Raw genomic sequence first — 20,986 nt, 5'->3', positions numbered from 1 at the left:
CATGAACAGCACGCTTATCCAAACCGACCGTTTCGCCCTGAGCGAAACCGAGCGCTCGGCCATCGAGCACGAGATGCACCACTACGAGGACCCGCGCGCGGCGTCCATCGAAGCCTTGAAAATCGTGCAGAAGGAACGCGGCTGGGTGCCGGACGGCGCCATCTACGCGATCGGCGAAGTGCTGGGCATCCCTGCCAGCGACGTCGAGGGCGTGGCCACCTTCTACAGCCAGATCTTCCGCCAGCCGGTCGGTCGCCACATCATTCGCGTGTGCGACAGCATGGTCTGCTACATCGGCGGCCATGAATCGGTCGTCAGCCAGATCCAGAGCGAACTGGGCATCGGCCTGGGCCAGACCACCGCCGATGGCCGCTTCACCCTGCTGCCGGTGTGCTGCCTGGGCAACTGCGACAAGGCCCCCGCGCTGATGATCGACGATGACACCTTTGGCGACGTGCAGCCTGCAGGCGTCTCCAAACTGCTGGAGGGTTACGTATGACCATCACTTCCTTCGGCCCGGCCAACCGCATCGCGCGCTCGGCTGAAACCCACCCGCTGACCTGGCGCCTGCGTGATGACGGCGAGCCGGTCTGGCTGGCCGAGTACGAGTCCAAGAACGGCTACGCTGCGGCCCGCAAGGCCCTGGCCGACATGTCCGCCGACGACATCGTGCAAAGCGTCAAGGACTCCGGCCTCAAGGGTCGCGGCGGCGCAGGCTTCCCCACTGGCGTGAAGTGGGGCCTGATGCCCAAAGACGAATCCATGAACATCCGCTACCTGCTGTGCAACGCGGATGAAATGGAGCCCAACACCTGGAAAGACCGCATGCTGATGGAGCAACAGCCCCATCTGCTGGTCGAGGGCATGCTGATCAGCGCCCGCGCGCTGAAGGCGTACCGTGGCTACATTTTCCTGCGCGGCGAGTACACCACGGCAGCGAAGAACCTCAACCGCGCCATCGATGAAGCCAAGGCCGCAGGCCTGCTGGGCAAGAACATCCTGGGCTCCGGTTTTGACTTCGAGCTGTTCGTGCACACCGGTGCCGGCCGCTACATCTGCGGTGAAGAAACCGCACTGATCAACTCGCTCGAAGGCCGCCGCGCCAACCCACGCTCCAAGCCGCCCTTCCCTGCCGCTGTCGGCGTGTGGGGCAAGCCGACCTGCGTGAACAACGTCGAAACCCTGTGCAACGTCCCGGCCATCGTCGCCAACGGCAACGACTGGTACAAGTCGCTGGCCCGTGAAGGCAGCGAAGACCATGGCACAAAACTGATGGGCTTCTCCGGCAAGGTGAAGAACCCGGGTCTGTGGGAACTGCCATTCGGCGTGACCGCCCGCGAGCTGTTCGAAGACTACGCCGGTGGCATGCGCGACGGCTTCAAGCTCAAGTGCTGGCAGCCAGGCGGTGCCGGTACCGGCTTCCTGCTGCCAGAACACCTGGATGCACAGATGTACGCCGGTGGCATCGCCAAGGTCGGCACCCGCATGGGTACGGGCCTGGCCATGGCGGTCGACGACAGCATCAACATGGTCTCGCTGCTGCGCAACATGGAAGAGTTCTTCGCCCGCGAGTCGTGCGGCTGGTGCACACCATGCCGTGACGGCCTGCCATGGAGCGTGAAGATGTTGCGCGCCCTGGAGAAAGGCCAAGGCCGCGCCGAAGACATCGAGACCCTGCTGGGTCTGGTCAACTTCCTCGGCCCAGGCCGCACCTTCTGTGCTCACGCACCGGGTGCCGTGGAGCCGCTGGGCAGTGCCATCAAATACTTCCGGTCCGAGTTCGAGGCCGGTGTCGCGCCCGCTAGCGCTGCCGACACCCTGCGCCCGAACCTGGCCAAGCCGATTGTGGTCGGCGCATAACAAGATGAATCGCGGGTGGTCCGTGCCACCCGCCAGCTTGCAGGCCGGCCCGAACGATTCGCGGCCGGCCGCAAGCTCACCGATTTCCATTAGCCACGCCTGCTCACGCGGGCCAACGAAGAACTTTGAACCATGGCCACTATCCACGTAGACGGCAAAGCGCTCGAAGTCAACGGTGCAGACAACCTGTTACAGGCCTGTCTGTCGCTCGGCCTCGACATCCCTTATTTCTGCTGGCACCCGGCGCTCGGTAGCGTCGGCGCCTGCCGGCAATGTGCGGTCAAGCAGTACACCGACGAGAACGACACCCGTGGTCGTATCGTCATGTCCTGCATGACCCCTGCCTCCGACGGCACCTGGATCTCCATCGACGATGACGAGTCGAAGGCGTTCCGTGCCAGCGTCGTCGAGTGGCTGATGACCAACCACCCGCACGACTGCCCGGTGTGCGAGGAAGGCGGTCACTGCCACCTGCAGGACATGACGGTAATGACCGGGCACAATGAGCGCCGCTACCGTTTCACCAAGCGTACCCACCAGAACCAGGACCTCGGCCCGTTCATCGCCCACGAGATGAACCGCTGCATCGCCTGCTACCGCTGCGTGCGCTACTACAAGGACTACGCAGGCGGTACCGACCTGGGTGTCTATGGCGCCCACGACAACGTGTACTTCGGTCGCGTTGAAGACGGCGTGCTGGAGAGCGAGTTCTCTGGCAACCTGACCGAGGTCTGCCCGACCGGCGTGTTCACCGACAAGACCCACTCCGAGCGCTATAACCGCAAGTGGGACATGCAGTTCGCCCCGAGCATCTGCCACGGCTGCTCCAGCGGCTGCAACATCAGCCCTGGTGAGCGCTACGGCGAACTGCGCCGTATCGAGAACCGCTTCAACGGCTCGGTGAACCAGTACTTCCTGTGCGACCGTGGCCGCTTCGGCTACGGCTACGTCAACCGCAGCGACCGTCCACGCCAGCCGCTGCTGGCCGATGGCAGCAAGCTGGGCCTCGACGCCGCGCTGGACAAGGCCGCTGACCTGCTGCGCGGTCGTACCATCGTCGGCATCGGCTCGCCGCGCGCCAGCCTCGAGAGCAACTACGGCCTGCGCGAGCTGGTCGGCGCCGACTACTTCTACTCGGGTATGGAAGCCGGTGAGCTGAGCCGCGTGCGCCTGGTGCTGGAGGTGCTGAACAACAGCCCGCTGCCGGTGCCGACCCTGCGCGACATCGAAGATCACGATGCCGTGTTCGTACTCGGCGAAGACCTCACGCAAACCGCCGCCCGCGTCGCCCTGGCTGTTCGCCAGGCCACCAAGGGCAAGGCCGAGGCCATGGCCGAAGGCATGAAGGTCCAGCCATGGCTCGACGCCGCGGTGAAGAACATCGGCCAGCACGCGCTGTACCCGCTGTTCATTGCTTCGCTGGCCGAGACCAAGCTCGATGACGTCGCCGAGGAATGCGTACACGCAGCCCCTGCCGACCTCGCCCGCCTGGGCTTCGCCGTGGCCCACGCCATCGACCCGAGCGCACCCGCCGTCGAAGGCCTGGACGCCGAAGCGAAGGCGCTGGCCCAGCGCATCGCCGACGCCCTGGTCGCCGCCAAGCGCCCACTGGTAGTTGCCGGTACTTCGCTGGCTGATGCCGCACTGATCGAAGCCGCAGCCAACATCGCCAAAGCGCTCAAGCTGCGCGAGAAGAACGGTTCGCTGAGCCTGGTCGTGCCTGAGGCAAACAGCCTCGGCATGGCCATGATGGGTGGCGATTCGGTCGATGCTGCACTGGACGCCGTCATCACCGGCAAGGCCGACGCCATCGTCGTGCTGGAGAACGACCTGTACACCCGCGTGCCGGCCGCCAAGGTCGATGCTGCGCTCGCCGCTGCAAAAGTGGTGATCGTCGCCGACCACTCCAAGACCGCCACCAGCGACCGCGCCGACCTGGTCCTGCCCGCAGCGTCCTTCGCCGAAGGCGACGGCACCCTGGTCAGCCAGGAAGGCCGCGCCCAGCGCTTCTTCCAGGTGTTCGACCCGCAGTACCTGGACAGCAGCATCCAGATCCACGAAGGCTGGCGCTGGATGCACGCCCTGCGTGCCACCCTGCTGAACAAGCCGGTCGACTGGACCCAACTGGACCACGTCACCAGCGCCTGCGCCAACGCCGCACCGCAACTGGCCGGCATCGTCAACGCAGCGCCAAGCGCCGCGTTCCGCATCAAGGGCATGAAGCTTGCCCGTGAGCCGCTGCGCTACTCGGGCCGTACCGCCATGCGCGCCAACATCAGCGTTCACGAGCCGCGCACACCGCAGGACAAGGACACCGCGTTCGCCTTCTCGATGGAAGGCTACTCGGGCTCGGCCGAACCGCGCCAGCAAGTGCCATTCGCCTGGTCGCCGGGCTGGAACTCGCCGCAAGCCTGGAACAAGTTCCAGGATGAAGTCGGTGGCCACCTGCGTGCCGGTGACCCTGGCGTGCGCTTGATCGAATCGCAAGGCGATCGTCTGAACTGGTTCAACACCATCCCGGCTGCCTTCAACCCGGCGCGCGGGACCTGGACTGCCGTGCCGTTCTTCCACCTGTTCGGCAGCGAGGAGAACTCTTCGCGTGCTGCACCGGTACAGGAACGCATCCCGGCGGCCTACGTGGGCCTTGCCAAGTCCGAAGCCGACCGCCTGGGCGTCAACGACGGCGCACTGCTGAGCCTGAACGTCGCGGGCGTTTCGCTGCGCCTTCCGCTGCGCATCAATGAAGAACTGGGCGCTGGCCTGGTGGCGTTGCCCAAAGGCCTGGCCGGCATTCCGCCCGCCATCTTCGGTGCATCCGTCGAAGGCCTGCAGGAGGCAGCACAATGAGCTGGTTCACCCCCGAAGTGATCGATGTGATCATCCAGGTCGTCAAGGCTATCGTGGTGCTGCTCGCCGTGGTGGTCTGCGGCGCCCTGCTCAGCTTCGTCGAGCGCCGCCTGCTGGGCTGGTGGCAGGACCGCTACGGTCCGAACCGTGTCGGCCCGTTCGGCATGTTCCAGATCGCCGCCGACATGCTGAAGATGTTCTTCAAGGAAGACTGGAACCCGCCCTTCGTCGACAAGATGATCTTCACCCTGGCGCCGGTCGTGGCCATGAGCGCCCTGCTGATCGGCTTCTCGATCATCCCGATCACACCGGGCTGGGGCGTTGCCGACCTGAACATCGGTCTGCTGTTCTTCTTCGCCATGGCCGGCCTGTCGGTCTACGCGGTGCTGTTCGCCGGCTGGTCGTCGAACAACAAGTACGCCCTGCTGGGCAGCTTGCGGGCCTCGGCGCAGACCGTGTCGTACGAAGTGTTCCTGGGCCTGGCGCTGATGGGCGTGGTGGTACAGGTGGGCTCGTTCAACATGCGCGACATCGTTGAATACCAGGCTCAGAACCTGTGGTTCATCATTCCGCAGTTCTTCGGCTTCTGCACCTTCTTCATCGCTGGCGTCGCCGTGACTCACCGTCACCCGTTCGACCAGCCAGAAGCGGAACAGGAACTGGCCGACGGCTACCACATCGAGTATGCCGGCATGAAATGGGGCATGTTCTTCGTCGGTGAGTACATCGGCATCATCCTCATCTCGGCGCTGCTGGTTACCCTGTTCTTCGGCGGCTGGCACGGCCCGTTCGGCATCCTGCCGCAACTGCCGTTCCTGTGGTTCGCGTTGAAGACCGCGTTCTTCATCATGCTGTTCATCCTGCTGCGCGCCTCGATCCCGCGCCCGCGCTATGACCAGGTGATGGACTTCAGCTGGAAGTTCTGCCTGCCGCTGACCCTGATCAATTTGCTGGTGACCGCTGCGATCGTGCTCTACAACACGCCAGCCGTCGCGGCCCAGTGAGGATTTGACCCATGTTCAAATATATCGGCGACATCGTTAAGGGCACCGGCACTCAGCTGCGCAGCCTGGTGATGGTGTTCTCCCACGGGTTCCGCAAGCGCGACACCCTGCAATACCCCGAAGAGCCCGTGTACCTGCCGCCACGCTATCGTGGCCGCATCGTCCTCACCCGCGATCCCGACGGCGAGGAGCGCTGCGTAGCGTGCAACCTTTGCGCGGTGGCCTGCCCGGTCGGCTGCATCTCGTTGCAGAAAGCCGAGACCGAGGATGGCCGTTGGTATCCCGAGTTCTTCCGCATCAACTTCTCGCGTTGCATCTTCTGCGGCCTGTGTGAAGAGGCGTGCCCGACCACCGCGATCCAGTTGACCCCGGATTTCGAAATGGCCGAGTTCAAGCGTCAGGACCTGGTGTACGAGAAAGAAGATCTGCTGATCTCCGGCCCCGGCAAGAACCCTGACTACAACTTCTACCGTGTTGCGGGTATGGCCATCGCTGGCAAGCCGAAAGGCTCTGCGCAGAACGAAGCCGAGCCGATCAACGTGAAGAGCTTGCTCCCATAAGGACAGAAAGATGGAATTCGCTTTCTACTTCGCATCCGGGATCGCCGTGGTCTCCACCCTTCGGGTGGTGACCGGCACAAACCCCGTGCACGCCCTGCTCTACCTGATCATTTCGCTGATCTCCGTGGCGATGATCTTCTTCTCCCTGGGTGCGCCGTTCGCCGGCGCCCTGGAAGTGATCGCCTACGCTGGCGCCATCATGGTGCTGTTCGTCTTCGTGGTGATGATGCTCAACCTGGGGCCGGCTTCGGTCGCCCAGGAGCGTGGCTGGCTCAAGCCGGGCATCTGGGCAGGGCCGGTGATCCTCGCCGCCCTGCTGCTGCTGGAGCTGCTGTACGTGCTGTTCGCCAATCCGAGCGGTGCTGCCATCAGCGGTACCACGGTTGACGCCAAGGCCGTCGGCATCAGCCTGTTCGGCCCCTACCTGCTGGTGGTCGAACTGGCCTCGATGCTGCTGCTGGCCGCGGCCGTCACCGCCTTCCACCTGGGCCGCAACGAGGCGAAGGAGTAAATCATGGGTGCTATCCCTCTCGAGCATGGTCTGGCGGTCGCCGGCATCCTGTTCTGCTTAGGTCTGGTCGGCCTGATGGTCCGCCGCAACATCCTCTTCGTGCTCATGAGCCTGGAAGTCATGATGAACGCCGCAGCCCTGGCGTTCATCGTCGCCGGTGCCCGTTGGGTCCAGCCCGACGGTCAGGTGATGTTCATTCTGGTGATCAGCTTGGCAGCCGCCGAGGCCAGCATTGGCCTGGCAATCCTGCTGCAGCTGTATCGCCGCTTCCACACTCTCGACATCGATGCTGCCAGTGAGATGCGCGGATGAACCTTCTCTTCCTGACTTTCGTCTTTCCCCTGATCGGCTTCCTGCTGCTGTCGTTCTCGCGCGGGCGGTTCTCGGAGAACCTGTCCGCCCTGATCGGCGTCGGTTCGGTCGGCCTCTCGGCCGCGACCGCCGCCTACGTGATCTGGCAGTTCAACGTCGCGCCGCCTGAAGGCGGTGCGTACAGCCAGCTGCTGTGGCAGTGGATGTCGGTGGACGGCTTCGCGCCGAATTTCACCCTGTACCTGGACGGCCTGTCGGTCACCATGCTCGGCGTGGTCACCGGCGTAGGCTTCCTGATCCACCTGTTCGCCTCCTGGTACATGCGTGGCGAAGCCGGTTACTCGCGCTTCTTCTCGTACACCAACCTGTTCATCGCCAGCATGCTGTTCCTGATCCTGGGCGATAACCTGCTGTTCATCTACTTCGGCTGGGAAGGTGTAGGCCTGTGCTCCTACCTGTTGATCGGTTTCTACTACAGCAACCGCAACAACGGTAACGCGGCACTGAAGGCCTTCATCGTCACCCGCATCGGCGACGTGTTCATGGCCATCGGCCTGTTCATCCTGTTCGCCCAACTGGGTACGCTGAACGTCCAGGAACTGCTGGTGCTGGCACCGCAGAAATTCCAGGCGGGCGACACCTGGATGGTTCTGGCCACCCTGATGCTGCTCGGTGGTGCGGTCGGTAAATCGGCCCAGCTCCCGCTGCAGACCTGGCTGGCCGACGCGATGGCTGGCCCGACCCCGGTTTCGGCACTGATCCACGCCGCGACCATGGTCACCGCAGGCGTCTACCTGATCGCCCGTACCCACGGCCTGTTCACCCTGGCGCCGGACATCCTGCACCTGGTTGGCGTAGTGGGTGGCATCACCCTGGTACTGGCCGGCTTCGCCGCGCTGGTGCAGACCGACATCAAGCGTATCCTCGCCTACTCCACCATGAGCCAGATCGGCTACATGTTCCTCGCCCTGGGCGTTGGCGCATGGGATGCGGCGATCTTCCACCTGATGACCCACGCCTTCTTCAAGGCCCTGCTGTTCCTTGCCTCCGGTGCGGTGATCGTTGCCTGCCACCACGAGCAGAACATCTTCAAGATGGGCGGCCTGTGGAAGAAGCTGCCACTGGCTTACGCCAGCTTCGTGGTCGGTGGTGCTGCGCTGGCCGCCCTGCCGATCCTGACCGTGGGCTTCTACTCCAAGGACGAGATCCTCTGGGAAGCCTTCGCCAGCGGCAACACCAACCTGCTGTACGCAGGCCTGGTCGGCGCGTTCATGACCTCGCTGTACACCTTCCGCCTGATCTTCATCGCCTTCCACGGCGAAGCGAAGACCGAAGCCCACGCTGGCCACGGCATCAGCCACTGGCTGCCGCTGGGCGTGCTGATCGTGCTGTCGACCTTCGTCGGCGCCTGGATCCACCCGCCGCTGGCAGGCGTGCTGCCTGAGAGCGCCGGTCACGCCGGTGGCGAAGCCAAGCACTCGCTGGAGATCGCCTCGGGCGCCATCGCCATCGCCGGTATCCTGCTGGCTGCGGTGCTGTTCCTGGGCAAACGTCGCCTGGTCACCGCGATCGCCAACAGCAGCATCGGTCGCGTCCTGTCCGCCTGGTGGTTCGCCGCCTGGGGCTTCGACTGGATCTACGACAAGCTGTTCGTCAAACCTTACCTGCTGATCAGCCACATCCTGCGCAAGGACCCGGTTGACCGCGGTATCGGCCTGATTCCTCGCATGGCTCGCGGCGGCCACGTCGCCATGAGCAAGACCGAGACCGGTCAGCTGCGCTGGTACACCGCCTCTATCGCCGTAGGTGCCGTGCTCGTGCTCGGCGCCGTGGTAGTGGCCGCGGTATGACCATGAATATTGCGAACCTCGCGAACCTTGCGACTCTGCGAAAGGAAACGAACCCGTCATGATTCTGCCTTGGCTGATCCTGATCCCCTTCATCGGCGGCTTCCTGTGCTGGCTGGGTGAGCGCTTCGGCGCCACCCTGCCGCGCTGGATCGCGCTGCTGACCATGTCCCTGCTGCTCGGTATCGGCCTGTGGCTGTGGGGCACCGGTGACTACACCCTCGCCCCCGCCCCGGGCGCCGAACCTGCCTGGGCTGTGGAATACAAAGTCCAGTGGATCCAGCGCTTCGGCATCAGCATCCACCTGGCCCTGGACGGCCTGTCGCTGCTGATGATCCTGCTCACCGGCCTGCTCGGTGTGCTGTCGGTGCTGTGCTCGTGGAAAGAGATCCAGCGCCACGTCGGCTTCTTCCACCTCAACCTGATGTGGATCCTCGGCGGCGTGGTCGGTGTGTTCCTGGCGCTGGACCTGTTCCTGTTCTTCTTCTTCTGGGAAATGATGCTGGTGCCGATGTACTTCCTCATCGCGCTCTGGGGTCACAGCTCGGCAGATGGCAAGAAGACGCGGATCTACGCGGCGACCAAGTTCTTCATCTTCACCCAGGCCAGCGGCCTGATCATGCTGGTGGCGATCCTTGGTCTGGTGCTGGTCAACTACAACGCCACCGGGGTGATCACCTTCAACTACAGCGACCTGCTCAAGGCACAGCTGCCCCCAGGTGTCGAATACCTGCTGATGCTGGGCTTCTTCATCGCCTTCGCGGTCAAGCTGCCAGTGGTTCCGTTCCACTCCTGGCTGCCTGACGCCCACGCCCAGGCGCCGACTGCAGGCTCCGTCGACCTCGCCGGCATCCTGCTGAAGACTGCCGCCTACGGCCTGCTGCGCTTCGCCCTGCCGCTGTTCCCGAACGCCTCGGCCGAGTTCGCGCCGATCGCCATGACCCTGGGCCTGATCGGTATTTTCTACGGCGCCTTCCTGGCCTTCGCCCAAACCGACATCAAGCGCCTGATCGCCTTCTCCAGCGTCTCGCACATGGGCTTCGTGCTGATCGGTATCTATTCCGGCAGCCAGCAGGCCCTGCAGGGTGCGGTGATCCAGATGCTGGCCCACGGCCTGTCGGCTGCGGCGCTGTTCATCCTGTCCGGCCAGCTGTACGAGCGTCTGCACACCCGTGACATGCGCCAGATGGGCGGCCTGTGGCACCGCATCGCGTATCTGCCAGCCATCAGCCTGTTCTTCGCCGCCGCGTCGCTGGGCCTTCCGGGCACCGGCAACTTCGTCGGCGAGTTCCTGATCCTGATCGGCAGCTTCGCCCACGTGCCATGGATCACCGTGATCGCCACCACCGGCCTCGTGTTCGGCTCGGTCTACTCGCTGATCATGATCCACCGCGCCTACTTCGGTCCGGCCAAAGCCGACACCGTGCTGGCCGGCATGGACGGACGCGAGCTGATCATGGTGCTGGGCCTGGCGGTGCTGCTGATCGTGCTGGGCGTCTACCCGCAGCCGTTCCTCGACACCTCTGCCGCCACCATGAGCGGTGTGCAGCAGTGGCTCGGTTCCGCTTTCACTCAACTCGCTTCGGCCCGGTAAGAGCGCTATGGAATTCACCACTCAACACTTCATCGCATTGGCGCCGATGCTGATCACCACCATCACCACGGTGGTGGTGATGCTGGCGATCGCCTGGAAGCGCAACCACTCGCAGACCTTCCTGCTGTCCACCGTGGGCCTGAACCTGGCCCTGCTGTCGATCCTGCCGGCACTGAAAGTCGCACCGCTGGCGGTCACCTCGCTGGTGACCATCGACAAGTTCGCCTGCCTGTACATGGCGATCATCCTGGTGGCCACTCTGGCCTGCGTTACCCTCGCCCACGCCTACCTGGGCGAGGGCTCCAAGGGCTTCCCGGGCAACCGTGAAGAACTCTACCTGCTGCTGCTGATGTCGGCGCTGGGGGGCCTGGTGCTGGTCAGCGCCAACCACCTGGCAGGCCTGTTCATCGGCCTGGAGCTGCTGTCGGTGCCGGTCTATGGCCTGGTAGCTTATGCGTTCTTCAACAAGCGCTCGCTGGAAGCCGGCATCAAGTACATGGTGCTCTCGGCTGCAGGTTCGGCCTTCCTGCTGTTCGGCATGGCCTTGCTCTACGCCGATGCCGGCGCCCTGACCTTCGACCAGCTGGGCAAGGCCCTGGCCGCCACCAGCATGCCAAGCCTGCTGGCCCAGCTGGGCCTGGGCATGATGCTGGTAGGCCTGGCCTTCAAGCTGTCGCTCGTGCCTTTCCACCTGTGGACGCCGGACGTGTACGAAGGTGCTCCGGCACCGGTCGCCGCCTTCCTGGCCACCGCCAGCAAGGTTGCGGTATTCGCCGTGGTCGTGCGCCTGTTCATGCTCTCCCCTGCCGCCAGCAGTGGCGTGCTGAGCACCGTACTGGCAGTGATCGCCGTCGCCTCGATCCTGGTCGGTAACCTGCTGGCGCTGACCCAGAGCAACCTCAAGCGTCTGCTGGGTTACTCGTCCATCGCCCACTTCGGTTACCTGGTCATCGCCCTGGTGGCGAGCAAGGGTCTGGCACTGGAGGCCATGGGCGTGTACCTGGTCACCTACGTGATCACCAGCCTGGGCGCCTTCGGCGTGATCACCCTGATGTCCTCGCCGTACGCCGGCCGTGACGCCGACGCGCTGTACGAGTACCGCGGCCTGTTCTGGCGCCGTCCGTACCTGACCGCGGTACTGACCGTGATGATGCTGTCGCTGGCCGGTATCCCGCTGACTGCAGGCTTCATCGGCAAGTTCTACATCATCGCCACCGGCGTCGAATCGCACCTGTGGTGGCTGGTCGGTGCTCTGGTGATCGGCAGCGCCATCGGCGTGTACTACTACCTGCGGGTCATGGTGACCCTGTACCTGGTAGAGCCGAACCTGCGTCGTCACGATGCGCCGCTGAAGTGGGAACAGCGTACCGGCGGCGTCATGCTGCTGGCCGTTGCGATCCTGGCCTTCGTGCTGGGTGTATACCCGCAGCCGTTGCTGGAACTGGTTCAGCAGGCTGGCCTGCACCTGGTGGGCTGATCCGTTCTGCGCTGTATCAAGACACCCCGCCTCGGCGGGGTGTCTTGTTTCTGGCACCGGTAAAACCGGCCACCGCCTTCAACCACAGCGAGCACGGTCCCGCGCCGGGCATTCAGCTCGGTGCAGATTCAACGCGGTATTGATAATGCCGATGTGGCTGAACGCCTGGGGAAAATTCCCCAGCATTCGCTGCCCGAGCGGATCGTACTGCTCGGCCAGCAGGCCCACGTCGTTGCACAACCCGGTCAGGCGGTCATACAAGGCCTGCGCCTGGGCCTGACGCCCCAGCAGCACATACACGTCAGCCAACCAGAACGAACACACCAGGAAGGTCCCCTCCCCAGGCGCAAGGCCATCGCTGCAACTGTCGCTGTCGTAGCGCAGCAACAAACCATTCTTCAGCAGACGATGCTCGATCTGTTCCAGCGTCCGCAAGAAGCGCGGATCTTCCGCTGGCAGAAAACCGGTCAGGGCAATCTGCAACAAGCTGGCATCGAGCTCGCTCGAACCATAGGCCTGCACGAAGTACTGCCCACCAGCGTCCAGCCCCTGCTCGCACACCTCTCGGTGAATCTGCTCGGCTACCTGACGATAATGCGTGCCCCGTTCGCGATCCTCCTCGGTGGTTTCAGCCAGACTCGCCGCACGGTCGAACGCAACCCAGGCCATCACCTTCGAATGCACGAACTGTTGGCGTCCGCCACGCACCTCCCAGATTCCTTCGTCGGGCTCGCGCCAGATGCGCTCCACATACGGCATGATCAACCGGGCGATTGCGGCACTGCGAGGGTGGCGGGGCAGCCCGCCCTTGATCGCCTGGGCCATGGCATCGGCCACCTCACCATAGATATCCAGCTGGCGCTGCCCGGAGGCTGCGTTGCCGATGCGCACCGGGCTTGAGCGTTCATAGCCGGCCAGCCAGGGCAAGGTGAATTCGGCCAGGTCGCGCTCGCCTGCCAGGCCATACATGATCTGCATCTGCTCCGGGTTACCGGCCACCGAACGCAGCAGCCATTCGCGCCAGGCCTGCGCTTCATCGAAGTACCCCAGGTTCATGAACGCCAGCAGGGTCATGGTGGCGTCCCGTAACCAGCAATAGCGATAGTCCCAGTTACGCTCGCCACCAATGCGCTCGGGCAGCGAGGTGGTGGCCGCAGCGACGATCCCGCCGGTGGGCGCATAGGTCAGCGCCTTGAGGGTCAACAGCGAGCGACGCACCAGAGCGCTGTGCGGCCCCATGTCAGGGCAGCGGGCAGCGAAGTCCTGCCAGAGCTCCAGGGTGCGTGCGAGCGCCTGATCGGCGTCGAAATCCGGCGTGTCGGGCAGGTGCGAGGGTTGATGACGCAAGGCGAACACCTGCCGCTCGCCCGCGCCCACATGAAAGCGGCAGACGCTGTGATGGTCCATTGCATGCAACCCGACCGTGCTACGCAGGATCAGCCGGTCGGGGCCGGCAACGGCACTGAGGGTCAGTGGATCGAGCCGCTCCACCCAGGGAACACTGCGGCCATAGTCGAAGCGCAGCACCAGATCGAGCTCGAATCGGGTCTGCCCCGAAAGACCTTCGACGATGCGTAGCACGGCGTTGTCTTCACCCAGGGGCATGCAGTCGAGTACCCGGGCACGGCCGCTGGCAGTGGTCCAGGTGGTTTCCAGTACCAGGGTATCGCCCAGGTACTGCCGGCTGCACTGCTCCACCGGGTCACTGGGCGCCAGGCGCCAGCGACCATTTTCTTCATTGCCGAGCAAGGCGGCGAACACCGCCGGGGCGTCGAAACGGGGCAGGCACAGCCAGTCGATCGAACCATCGCGGCTGACCAGGGCTGCGCTACGGCAGTTGCCAAGCAGGGCATAGTCTTCGATGTGCGCGGGCATTGGAGCTCCTTGGATTGAGGCTTGGGTTCGCTCTGTTGTTTGTGACCACAACCGAGCACGCTTTGCGCCCCTCGCCCGAATCCTGCAGTACATCAACGACGTCGCCCCCCTGGCCTGCTACTGTTCTCCCCAGCCCCAACCCGTGAAGGATCACCCTGCCCCATGTCTTCCGACCTGCTCCTGGTCCTCGGCCTGCTGGCCATCGTCGTCACCCTGTTCATCCTCAACCGCCCGCGCATGGATGTGGTTGCCCTGTTGGTGATCCTGTTTCTGCCGCTGTCCGGTATCCTCACCGTCGAGCAGGCCCTGGCCGGCTTCAGCGATCCCAACGTGGTGCTGATCGCCGCGCTGTTCGTGATCGGCGAAGGCTTGGTGCGCACCGGCATCGCCTACCGCATCGGCGACTGGATGAGCGAGCGCGCCGGCAACAGCGAGGCACGCTTGCTGGTGCTGTTGATGGTCGCAGTCGCCGGGCTTGGCTCAGTAATGAGTTCGACCGGGGTGGTGGCGATTTTCATCCCGGTGGTGCTGAGCATCGCTGCGCGTCAAAAGCGCTCGCCAAGCCGCCTTATGATGCCGCTGAGCTTCGCCGGCCTGATCAGCGGCATGCTCAGCCTGGTGGCGACGCCACCGAACGTGGTGGTGCACAGCGAGCTGGTACGCCATGGGCTGGAGGGCTTCAACTTCTTCAGTTTCACCCCGTTCGGCCTGGTCATCCTGGTGCTGGGTGTGGGCTACATGTTGCTGACCCGCCGCTGGCTCAACGGCGAGGTGCGCAAGGACGGCCGCAGCGAAAGCCGTCGCACCCTGCTCGACCTGGTGCTGGACTACAAACTCAGCGGCCGCGAGCGGCGGCTGCGCATTCGTCCACATTCGCCGCTGATCGGCCATACCCTTGGCGAACTCGAATTACGTACCCGCCATGGCGCCAATGTGGTCGGCATCGAGCGCCAGCACAAATTCACCACCCGGGTGATCGCCGCCGACTCCGGCACCTTGCTGCAACAGGGCGATGTGCTGCTGCTCGACCTCTTCGCCAATCGCGACGATCTGCGCAGCCTGTGCCAGACCATGCAACTGGAACCCCTGCACTTCAAGGCCGCCTACTTCATCGATCAATCGCAGGAAGTGGGCATGGCCGAGGTCTCGCTGCCGCCCGGTTCGCAACTGATCGGCAAGACGATCCTGGAGCTGGCCTTTCGCAGTCGCTACGGCCTCAATGTGGTCGGCCTGCGCCGCGAGCAGAACGCGGTCGATGAGCAACTGGTGGAAGAGAAACTGCGCCTGGGCGATACCCTGCTGGTCATCGGCCCCTGGAAGGCCGTGCGCCAGCTGCAAAGTCAGCCGCGCGATTTCCTGGTACTCAGCCTGCCAGCCGAAGTCGATCAGGTGGCGCCTGCGCGCGCCCGTGCTCCGCACGCCTTGCTGAGCCTGGCGGTGATGGTCGGACTGATGGTCAGCGGCCTGGTACCCAATGTCCTCGCTGCGCTGATCGGCTGCCTGTTGATGGGCGCCGGGCGCTGTATCGACATGAACAGCGCCTACCGCGCGATCCATTGGCAAAGCCTGGTACTGATCGTCGGCATGCTGCCCTTCGCCCTGGCCCTGCAGAAGACCGGCGGCATCGACCTGGCCGTCACCGGGCTGGTCGGCCTGCTCGGCGGCGCCGGCCCGCTGGCCATCCTGGCCTGCCTGTTCGCCCTCACCGCAGTGATCGGGCTGTTCATCTCCAATACGGCTACGGCAGTGCTCATGGCTCCGGTTGCAATCAGCACGGCGCAACAGCTGGGGATGTCACCGTACCCCTTCGCCATGACCGTGGCCCTGGCCGCCTCGGCAGCCTTCATGACGCCGGTGTCCTCGCCGGTCAATACCCTGGTGCTCGGCCCGGGCCAGTACCGCTTCGCCGACTTCGTCAAGATCGGTGTGCCCTTCACCCTTCTGGTGATGGGAGTGACCGTGGTGATGGTGCCCTGGTTCTTCGGGTTGCAGTGAGCCGGCTGAAAACCTGTACCAAACCTGAAATATCAGGGAGGATCGGCACAAACTAATATCCAATTGACATCAATTCGTTTCATGAACCACACTGCAAGGCATGTGTCCCAGGTGTTCGCTGTAGTCGTCCTGGATTACGTTTCCGCTTGTCGGTCGAGCCCATGGTGTTTTCAGCCCAGTCGCGCCTGCTGCCTCCGTTGATCCTGTTTGGCCTGACCTTCGCCCTGACGCTGGGCGGCATCCTGGCCAGGCCGATCGAATCCCTGTCGCTGTTCTGGCCGGTCAATGCGGTGTTGGCCGGGGTTCTGCTGCGCCATCCCCGCCAGGGCAGTATCCTGGGCGTGGCCCTGATGTACCTGGCGATGGTCAGTGCTGATCTGATCTGTGGCAGCGAGTGGCGCCCGGCCCTGTGGTTCAACCTGTGCAACGTCGGTGCGATCGTCACTCTCTGGCGTCTGCTGGCGCACTTGCCCCGCTCCCACCGGCGCCTGCGTACACCTCACGGCGTACTGCGCGTGTTCGCTGCCTGTGCCGCAGGGGCCGTGGTGGCTGCGAGCCTCGCCTGCGTGATGGCCGCGCCCTGGTTCGATCAGTCATTGCGCGCCACCTGGCTGGCCTGGTTCAGCGAACAGTTCTCCACCAGCGTACTCGTGCTGCCGATCATGCTCACTGCGCCGTCGCTACCGGCCCTGGTGCGCAGCGGAGGGCTGCCTGTGCGACTGGCACCCTTGCTGGTGCTGCTGGCGTCGCTGGTGCTCAGTATCGTTTTCGGCGGCCCTGGCGCAATCGCCTTCCCCATTTCTGCGCTGCTGTGGTGCGCCCTGAGCTATTCCCCCTTCATGCTTTCGTTGCTGTCCCTGACAGCGGGCAGCACCCTCATCGTTGCCGTGGCCCAGAACCTGATGCATTTCAGCGTGCCGCAGAGCGAGCCTGGCGTCACTGCGCTGATGTCGGCTCGCCTGGGCATCGCCATGCTGGTGCTCGGGCCGCTGGTGGTGGCCTGTGTGAGTAATGCCAACCGTGCCCTGCTGTCGCGCCTGGCGCACCAGGCGACCATCGATCACCTGACCGGCGCCCTGACCCGCAGCGCCTTCGCTCGCCAGGCCAACGCCCTGCTCGAAGGCCGGCAGCAGCATGCCCAGGCGCTGCCGCTGACCTTGATGATGCTCGATATCGACTACTTCAAGGCCATCAATGATCGCCATGGCCACGCTGTCGGCGACCACGTCCTGCGCCAATGCGCCAGGGTACTGCAGGACCAGCTGCACGACGGCGAGCTGTTCGCTCGCCTGGGTGGCGAGGAGTTCGTCATCGTCGTTCCGGGGCTGGCTCCCGAGCAGGCCGCGTTCACTGCCGAGCGTCTGCGCCGGGCCGTGCAGGACCTGCAGATGGTGCAAGGCGAGGTGCCACTGCGTATCACCGTGAGCATCGGTGTCAGTGGCTGCAACGATAGCCAACCGATAGCCGACCTTGATGCCTTGCTGGCCGACGCCGACCAGGCGCTGTATCGCGCCAAGGCCCATGGCCGCAATCGTGTCGAGCAGGCCCAGCGCCAGGTCGTCTGAGTCAGCCGATCAGGTCCCACGAAAGCTTGCCGATCAGCACGCACAGCAGCACCAGGAACAGCCCGCGCACGAACCCTGCCCCCTTGCGTACCGCCAGCCAGGTACCCGTCAAAGCCCCCAGGATGTTGAACACCGCCATCGGCAATGCAATGGCCCACAGCACGTTACCCGAGGGAACGAAGAACACCAGCGCTGCGAGATTGGTGGCGATGTTCACAAGCTTGGCCGACGCCGAGGCGTGGAGAAAATCCAGGGCGAAAAAGCGGATGAACAGGAAGATCAGGAAGCTGCCCGTGCCAGGGCCGAACAGACCGTCATAGAAACCGATGGCACCGCCGATCAGTACCGCCAGGCACTGTTCCCTGCGGCCGATGCGCGTCGGTGTGTGCACGGCACCGAAGTCCTTCTTGCAGAACGTGTAGATCGCCATCAATACGATCAGCACCAGCACCGCTGGGCGCATCACGCTGGGAGGGACCAACGATACGGTCGCAGCCCCGACGAACGACATCACAAAGGCACTGGCCATCGCCGGCACGATCAGCCCCCAGTCGAGACTGACCTTGCGAATGAACGAGCGCGCAGCGAAAGCCGTGCCGCACACCGACGCGAACTTGTTGGTGCCCAGCAGCGCTGCCGGTTGAGCACCGGGCAATACATTGAACAATGCAGGAATCTGGATCAGCCCGCCGCCGCCGACCGCAGCATCGATCAATCCGGCAGCGAAAGCGAACAGGGACAACAGGACGATATCCGTCATTTGAAAGGTTCCAGGCAGGGAGAGCGTGCGCAAAGCCTAATCAAATGGCCGCACCTGTGTTGAAATGCCATATTGCACAAACCGCAATGAGGAACTCGCCATGGCATTGGACATGCTGCGCGAAATACAAGCCTTCGTCAGCGTCGCCCACAAGCGCAGCTTCGTTGCCGCCGCCCGCGCGCTGGGGCGCTCCCCCAGCGCCGTAACCCGCGCGGTGCAAGCACTGGAGGACAACGCTGGCACCCGCCTGCTCAATCGCAGTGCCAATGCCGTTACCCTGACCGAAGCCGGTGAACACCTGCTGCCACATGCACAACGCTTGCTGGAGGTGCAACGTGATGCCGCCGATGAGCTGGCGGCGCTGAGCGGTTCGGCACAAGGCTGGATCCGCTTCGCAGTGCCCGAGCTGTTAGGCCAGAAAGTACTGCCAGCGGTACTCGCCGACTTTTCCCAGCGTCACCCCCAGGTAACCCTGGACGTACAGTTCGTCGACCAGGCTCTGGACCCGGTGCAAGGCAAGTTCGATTTCGTCGTGCGCGGCGCCTTTCCCCAGTCAAGCGAACTGATCGGCTACCCACTGTGGAACTACCGCCGCCACCTGTACGCCAGCCCGGCGTACCTGCAGCAACACGGCTTGCCACTGGAACCCGAGGAGTTGAGCGGCCATGCGCTGATCCTGCACACCGCTCCGCGCATCCTCAAGGCTTGGCATTTCTGCCGCGACGGCCAGATCACCAGCCTGCGACCACGTCCGCGCCTGCGTCTGTCCGCTGGCACTGCGGTGTATCAAAGCGCGCTGGCAGGCGCCGGCATCGCCCGCCTCGCCGACTGGCTGGGCGAACCACAAGTGCAGGCCGGGCGCTTGCTGCGGGTATGTCCGGCGTATCACCTGACCTCCAGCAGCGGCCAGGATCCACAGATGCATGCGCTCTATCCGCCAGGCGAACAACCGGCTCGGGTCCGTGAACTGCTGCAGGCGCTGCGGCGTGCGCGTCCCTGACCCTCAGATGGTGCTGTACAAATTCTGCTCAATTTAACAAAGGCCGCTTCACTCCTGGCTTGTAGCGTTTTATCCACAGACCTACCCACGCTTTTTGTGGACAGAATTCCGAGGCCAGATAACGACTTATCGCACACGCACCAGTGCAGCATTTGCCAGCTTGACCAATTCGATCCACTCGCCAACGTTGATCGCCCCGGCCTGCTCGAGTTGTTCGGCACAGACCAGTGCCTGCTCGTAATCCCGTTCGCTGGCGATACCTGTGCCAACGAACCGCTCCCGCCACTCCAGCATCGCTGCAGTGCCCTTCTTGCTTTCCATGTACGACTCCGAGACAGGTGGGCTGCCGTCAAGCCAAAACTCCAGACGCCCCCACGCTCAGGGGCCGAAAACGGCCGCGGGAGATTACACGAGCGGTCATCAAACAAGAATAAATATCAACAAGAAGCCGACGGAAAGTCGATGAGAGGCGTAGCAGGAGGTAAAACGCATCGAGCCCGTCTCACGGGTAGACGGGCTCGGGAAAGTTGGACGGGCATTTCAGCCCGGCGGGATGGTACCCAGCAAGCCGATCAGGATCGTCAGCATCAGGAAACCACCCAGGAACAACGCAAGCTTGCCCATTGGAACCTCGACAAAGTGGGGACTGAACGGCAGAGCTGCCCGTCAGGGATACGGTGCAGCCGCGCTCGCCCAGCGCATACCGCTTCGTACGGCTGGGCTTGAGGGGCATTGTCAGGCCTTGGCTGATACGGTTACAGATTCAGGTTGCTGGAAAAAAAGCATATCAGATTGATCGTTCAGTCCACTGTCGCAACTTTTCCAACGGCAACCACCCCAGCTCACCGTTGCGCTGGCGCCGACACCAGAGCCAGCCGTTCAAGCGCCGCAGCCCCACCATCACCTGCCCGGGATCAGCGTCCAGCTCATAGGCCGAGTACGACTCCAGTGCCCGCCCCTGGCCAACACCCAGCCGCTCGATCAGTTGCCCCGGTACCCAGCCTGGCTCTTGCCCCTCACAACTGCACAGGTACCAGTCCTGCCAGTCTTCCTCGCCCTCGTAACGCTGCCCGATCTGCAACAACGTCCCTCGGGCGAAGCTGATGGGTCGAGGGTATTCACTGCGATGGCTTTCGATCACCACGTATTTCATATGCCGCTCCCTGGCTATAGAAGAATCAGTCCTGGCAGTCGTTCAGAGGCTCATGACCATTTCATGCCAAGCCATGCCACCGTGATCGGAACTGGAGGGTTTTACGTACTCGTATCCCATCTTTTCGTACAACCCTACATGCTGGTCTTTGCACATCAGGTGAATGGTCGCCTTGCCACGTTCACGCATCTGCGTGATGAAGCGCGTCATCAGTTGCCCGGCGAAACCACGCCCCTGAAACGACGGATCGACCACCACCGACATGATCACCACATTGGGCGCCTGAGCATCGTGCCCGACCAGTTCCTTGAACGCCTCATCGGACATCACCACCTCGTGGGCACAACCACCGTTGATGAAACCCACCACTTGGCCGTCCAGTTCCAGCACCAGGAAACCCTCCGGGTACTGGTCGATGCGCGTGGCAATCTTCTCCCGCGTGGCCGCTTCGTCGCCCTCGTAGGCGGTGGTTTCGATGTGATAGCAGCGGTCCACATCCGAAGGCGTGGCGGGGCGGAAAACAGGCGTATTCATGGGGTAGGTCCGCGTCTCGATAAGCAGAGGACGACATCCTAACCGCAGCGGCTCAGCTTCGCACCGCGATCACACGTCACACCCCGCTTAAC

Annotated in this window: 18 protein-coding genes; 13 read left to right on the top strand and 5 right to left on the bottom strand. The window is 63.7% G+C overall.

Features of this window, described 5'->3' with window-relative positions:
• The first annotated feature begins 1 nt into the window (after position 1).
• The 10 genes from nuoE (at position 2) to nuoN (ending at position 12,012) form a co-directional block, all read left to right on the top strand.
• Complete coding sequence (gene nuoE / locus IAE40_RS20115) at positions 2-499, top strand: NADH-quinone oxidoreductase subunit NuoE (RefSeq protein WP_012313767.1); 498 nt, start codon at positions 2-4, stop codon at positions 497-499.
• Positions 496-1,860, top strand: coding sequence for an NADH-quinone oxidoreductase subunit NuoF (gene nuoF, locus IAE40_RS20110; protein ID WP_054892702.1), 1,365 nt, complete (start codon positions 496-498; stop codon positions 1,858-1,860). Before nuoE ends, nuoF begins: the two co-directional genes overlap by 4 nt.
• Before the next feature lie 132 nt (positions 1,861-1,992).
• Positions 1,993-4,707, top strand: a complete 2,715-nt coding sequence (gene nuoG / locus IAE40_RS20105; protein WP_200603745.1) for an NADH-quinone oxidoreductase subunit NuoG — start codon at positions 1,993-1,995, stop codon at positions 4,705-4,707.
• On the top strand, positions 4,704-5,711 hold the full coding sequence (gene nuoH / locus IAE40_RS20100) for an NADH-quinone oxidoreductase subunit NuoH (protein WP_016488222.1): 1,008 nt from the start codon (positions 4,704-4,706) through the stop codon (positions 5,709-5,711). Before nuoG ends, nuoH begins: the two co-directional genes overlap by 4 nt.
• An 11-nt stretch (positions 5,712-5,722) precedes the next feature.
• A complete protein-coding gene (nuoI, locus tag IAE40_RS20095; protein WP_011534620.1) occupies positions 5,723-6,271 on the top strand; it encodes an NADH-quinone oxidoreductase subunit NuoI in 549 nt (182 codons plus the stop codon).
• A 10-nt stretch (positions 6,272-6,281) separates the two neighbouring features.
• Positions 6,282-6,782, top strand: coding sequence for an NADH-quinone oxidoreductase subunit J (gene nuoJ, locus IAE40_RS20090; RefSeq protein WP_054892700.1), 501 nt, complete (start codon positions 6,282-6,284; stop codon positions 6,780-6,782).
• Between the two features lie 3 nt (positions 6,783-6,785).
• Entirely contained in the window at positions 6,786-7,094 is a 309-nt protein-coding gene (gene nuoK / locus IAE40_RS20085) for an NADH-quinone oxidoreductase subunit NuoK (protein ID WP_023631349.1), read from the top strand.
• Positions 7,091-8,944 carry an NADH-quinone oxidoreductase subunit L gene (nuoL, locus tag IAE40_RS20080; protein WP_054892699.1) on the top strand — a complete coding sequence of 618 codons (1,854 nt, stop codon included), beginning with the start codon at positions 7,091-7,093 and terminating at the stop codon, positions 8,942-8,944. The genes nuoK and nuoL overlap by 4 nt, the downstream gene beginning before the upstream one ends.
• A 58-nt stretch (positions 8,945-9,002) precedes the next feature.
• Positions 9,003-10,535 (top strand): NADH-quinone oxidoreductase subunit M, encoded by a 1,533-nt coding sequence (nuoM, locus tag IAE40_RS20075; RefSeq protein ID WP_054892698.1) that lies wholly within the window; start codon positions 9,003-9,005, stop codon positions 10,533-10,535.
• Positions 10,536-10,542: 7 nt separating this feature from the next.
• Positions 10,543-12,012, top strand: coding sequence for an NADH-quinone oxidoreductase subunit NuoN (gene nuoN, locus IAE40_RS20070; RefSeq protein ID WP_054892697.1), 1,470 nt, complete (start codon positions 10,543-10,545; stop codon positions 12,010-12,012).
• A 78-nt stretch (positions 12,013-12,090) separates the two neighbouring features.
• On the opposite strand, the gene IAE40_RS20065 is transcribed toward nuoN, so the two are convergent.
• The gene (locus tag IAE40_RS20065) at positions 12,091-13,887 is read right to left on the bottom strand and encodes a glycoside hydrolase family 15 protein (protein ID WP_200603744.1); all 1,797 of its coding nucleotides are present in this window, start codon (positions 13,885-13,887) and stop codon (positions 12,091-12,093) included.
• A 162-nt stretch (positions 13,888-14,049) separates the two neighbouring features.
• On the opposite strand from IAE40_RS20065, the gene IAE40_RS20060 reads away from it, so the two are divergent.
• Together IAE40_RS20060 and IAE40_RS20055 are read left to right on the top strand one after the other, a co-directional pair.
• The gene (locus IAE40_RS20060) at positions 14,050-15,882 is read left to right on the top strand and encodes an SLC13 family permease (protein ID WP_054892695.1); all 1,833 of its coding nucleotides are present in this window, start codon (positions 14,050-14,052) and stop codon (positions 15,880-15,882) included.
• A gap of 146 nt (positions 15,883-16,028) precedes the next feature.
• The gene (locus IAE40_RS20055) at positions 16,029-17,447 is read left to right on the top strand and encodes a GGDEF domain-containing protein (RefSeq protein WP_153773025.1); all 1,419 of its coding nucleotides are present in this window, start codon (positions 16,029-16,031) and stop codon (positions 17,445-17,447) included.
• A gap of 1 nt (position 17,448) precedes the next feature.
• Here IAE40_RS20055 and IAE40_RS20050 read toward each other — a convergent pair whose 3' ends face one another.
• Positions 17,449-18,207 carry a sulfite exporter TauE/SafE family protein gene (locus tag IAE40_RS20050; protein ID WP_054892693.1) on the bottom strand — a complete coding sequence of 253 codons (759 nt, stop codon included), beginning with the start codon at positions 18,205-18,207 and terminating at the stop codon, positions 17,449-17,451.
• A gap of 100 nt (positions 18,208-18,307) precedes the next feature.
• On the opposite strand from IAE40_RS20050, the gene IAE40_RS20045 reads away from it, so the two are divergent.
• A complete protein-coding gene (locus IAE40_RS20045; protein ID WP_054892692.1) occupies positions 18,308-19,207 on the top strand; it encodes a LysR family transcriptional regulator in 900 nt (299 codons plus the stop codon).
• 126 nt (positions 19,208-19,333) lie between these two features.
• Here IAE40_RS20045 and IAE40_RS20040 read toward each other — a convergent pair whose 3' ends face one another.
• From IAE40_RS20040 to IAE40_RS20030, 3 genes are all read right to left on the bottom strand, one after another.
• Positions 19,334-19,528, bottom strand: coding sequence for a hypothetical protein (locus tag IAE40_RS20040; RefSeq protein ID WP_063544312.1), 195 nt, complete (start codon positions 19,526-19,528; stop codon positions 19,334-19,336).
• Between the two features lie 466 nt (positions 19,529-19,994).
• Positions 19,995-20,360: an SH3 domain-containing protein gene (locus tag IAE40_RS20035; RefSeq protein WP_200603743.1), complete on the bottom strand. Its 366-nt coding sequence runs from the start codon at positions 20,358-20,360 to the stop codon at positions 19,995-19,997.
• A gap of 42 nt (positions 20,361-20,402) precedes the next feature.
• Positions 20,403-20,894, bottom strand: coding sequence for a GNAT family N-acetyltransferase (locus tag IAE40_RS20030; RefSeq protein WP_200603742.1), 492 nt, complete (start codon positions 20,892-20,894; stop codon positions 20,403-20,405).
• Between the last annotated feature and the right edge of the window lie 92 nt (positions 20,895-20,986).

The sequence above is a fragment of the Pseudomonas sp. S44 genome, from assembly GCF_016624805.1.
Classification (GTDB): domain Bacteria; phylum Pseudomonadota; class Gammaproteobacteria; order Pseudomonadales; family Pseudomonadaceae; genus Aquipseudomonas; species Aquipseudomonas machongensis.
The sequence above is the reverse complement of the archived record's forward strand: the minus strand, read 5'-3'. Positions and strand labels throughout refer to the sequence as shown.

Excerpts from the sequence above, each read along its gene's own strand:
- nuoE (WP_012313767.1), top strand. The coding sequence starts at position 2 with ATGAACAGCACGCTTATCCAAACCGACCGTTTCGCCCTGAGCGAAACC.
- nuoF (WP_054892702.1), top strand. The coding sequence starts at position 496 with ATGACCATCACTTCCTTCGGCCCGGCCAACCGCATCGCGCGCTCGGCT.
- nuoG (WP_200603745.1), top strand. The coding sequence starts at position 1,993 with ATGGCCACTATCCACGTAGACGGCAAAGCGCTCGAAGTCAACGGTGCA.
- nuoH (WP_016488222.1), top strand. The coding sequence starts at position 4,704 with ATGAGCTGGTTCACCCCCGAAGTGATCGATGTGATCATCCAGGTCGTC.
- nuoI (WP_011534620.1), top strand. The coding sequence starts at position 5,723 with ATGTTCAAATATATCGGCGACATCGTTAAGGGCACCGGCACTCAGCTG.
- nuoJ (WP_054892700.1), top strand. The coding sequence starts at position 6,282 with ATGGAATTCGCTTTCTACTTCGCATCCGGGATCGCCGTGGTCTCCACC.
- nuoK (WP_023631349.1), top strand. The coding sequence starts at position 6,786 with ATGGGTGCTATCCCTCTCGAGCATGGTCTGGCGGTCGCCGGCATCCTG.
- nuoL (WP_054892699.1), top strand. The coding sequence starts at position 7,091 with ATGAACCTTCTCTTCCTGACTTTCGTCTTTCCCCTGATCGGCTTCCTG.
- nuoM (WP_054892698.1), top strand. The coding sequence starts at position 9,003 with ATGATTCTGCCTTGGCTGATCCTGATCCCCTTCATCGGCGGCTTCCTG.
- nuoN (WP_054892697.1), top strand. The coding sequence starts at position 10,543 with ATGGAATTCACCACTCAACACTTCATCGCATTGGCGCCGATGCTGATC.
- IAE40_RS20065 (WP_200603744.1), bottom strand. The coding sequence starts at position 13,887 with ATGCCCGCGCACATCGAAGACTATGCCCTGCTTGGCAACTGCCGTAGC.
- IAE40_RS20060 (WP_054892695.1), top strand. The coding sequence starts at position 14,050 with ATGTCTTCCGACCTGCTCCTGGTCCTCGGCCTGCTGGCCATCGTCGTC.
- IAE40_RS20050 (WP_054892693.1), bottom strand. The coding sequence starts at position 18,207 with ATGACGGATATCGTCCTGTTGTCCCTGTTCGCTTTCGCTGCCGGATTG.
- IAE40_RS20045 (WP_054892692.1), top strand. The coding sequence starts at position 18,308 with ATGGCATTGGACATGCTGCGCGAAATACAAGCCTTCGTCAGCGTCGCC.
- IAE40_RS20040 (WP_063544312.1), bottom strand. The coding sequence starts at position 19,528 with ATGGAAAGCAAGAAGGGCACTGCAGCGATGCTGGAGTGGCGGGAGCGG.
- IAE40_RS20035 (WP_200603743.1), bottom strand. The coding sequence starts at position 20,360 with ATGAAATACGTGGTGATCGAAAGCCATCGCAGTGAATACCCTCGACCC.
- IAE40_RS20030 (WP_200603742.1), bottom strand. The coding sequence starts at position 20,894 with ATGAATACGCCTGTTTTCCGCCCCGCCACGCCTTCGGATGTGGACCGC.